This is a genomic window from Coprococcus sp. LG101-27 (assembly GCF_027695515.1).
GTDB classification, from domain to species: domain Bacteria; phylum Bacillota; class Clostridia; order Lachnospirales; family Lachnospiraceae; genus Allocoprococcus; species Allocoprococcus comes.
In genome coordinates this window covers 1-1,071 of record NZ_JAQEUJ010000061.1, presented here as the reverse complement: position 1 = coordinate 1,071, position 1,071 = coordinate 1, and the positions used below count along the sequence as shown (strand labels likewise).

Annotated in this window: 1 protein-coding gene; it reads right to left on the bottom strand. The window is 38.1% G+C overall.

Going from position 1 to position 1,071, the window contains the following annotated elements:
• Window positions 1–199: 199 nt before the first annotated feature.
• The gene (locus tag PG766_RS16840) at window positions 200–742 is read right to left on the bottom strand and encodes a prepilin peptidase (protein ID WP_243014535.1); all 543 of its coding nucleotides are present in this window, start codon (window positions 740–742) and stop codon (window positions 200–202) included.
• Window positions 743–1,071: the final 329 nt, after the last annotated feature.

Here is a 1,071-nt window from a genome sequence, read left to right as displayed (position 1 = left end):
GACTTTTATATTTCATTGTCCTATATGAGGGTAGCATATCATTTTTGTACCTTTTTTTATATTTAAAGCTCCCACGATAATTGTCTACTCCTATGATATATTTTTCAAAATATACAAATTTTCCGCATTTATACTATCATACCAGCCCTTATCCGTCCATACTTAATCTGCACAATTCCACACGCAAATCATTTTCTGCCTATACCGCCCCAAACTGCAGATACCACACTGCCATCTTATCTCCCAGAAAAATTGCAGTTGCAAGTCCAAACGCAAGAAATGGTCCAAACGCAAACTGATCTGTTTTATTCAGCCTCTTTCGTACCAGCATCAGTGTCACATAAGCACCTCCTGTTATAATCCCAATACACATTGCACATATCATTGACGCGCCACCAATAAGCAATCCGCTTACCGACATCAGCTTGATATCTCCGCCTCCGAAAGCCCCTGGAATTGCAAGTGCCAGCACCAGCATCGGCACTGATATGATTCCCATACCGGTCAGTCTTGTAACAATTCCCATCTCCGGATAAAGCATAAAGTCCAAAACCGCAAGTATCAAGATCATAATATGAAATCGATCATAAATCATCTGTATATGCCAGTCAACCAAGGCAATCACAAACAGTATTCCCAAATATATAAAAAAAACTGCGCCTCTTAGTGAAATCACACCCATTTTCCCGCAACCATATACAATCGCACAACCGGTCATGGATACTCCACCTGTTAATTCCACTAAGAAATATCTTGCAATCCTCTTGCTCTTTGCACATATTGCGCTTTTCCCGTATGTTAATTTATCGATGACAATATGTAAGAAGCTGAAGATGCCAGCTCCGAAAAAGAACCTTATTATCCATAATATGATTTCTAAAACCACAAACATCCTCTCATAATTAAATGATTTGTTATAAATTATATCAGTTCTTTCGCAAAAAAGATACTGTTTTTAATGCTTTATTTAATTTTTCTGTCACAAAATTGATCATGACAATATTTTGAAACCTGCCGGAGACCTTTTAATGGGGCTGTCGCTTTAACGAATGAATTTTCGTGAAGCGGCAG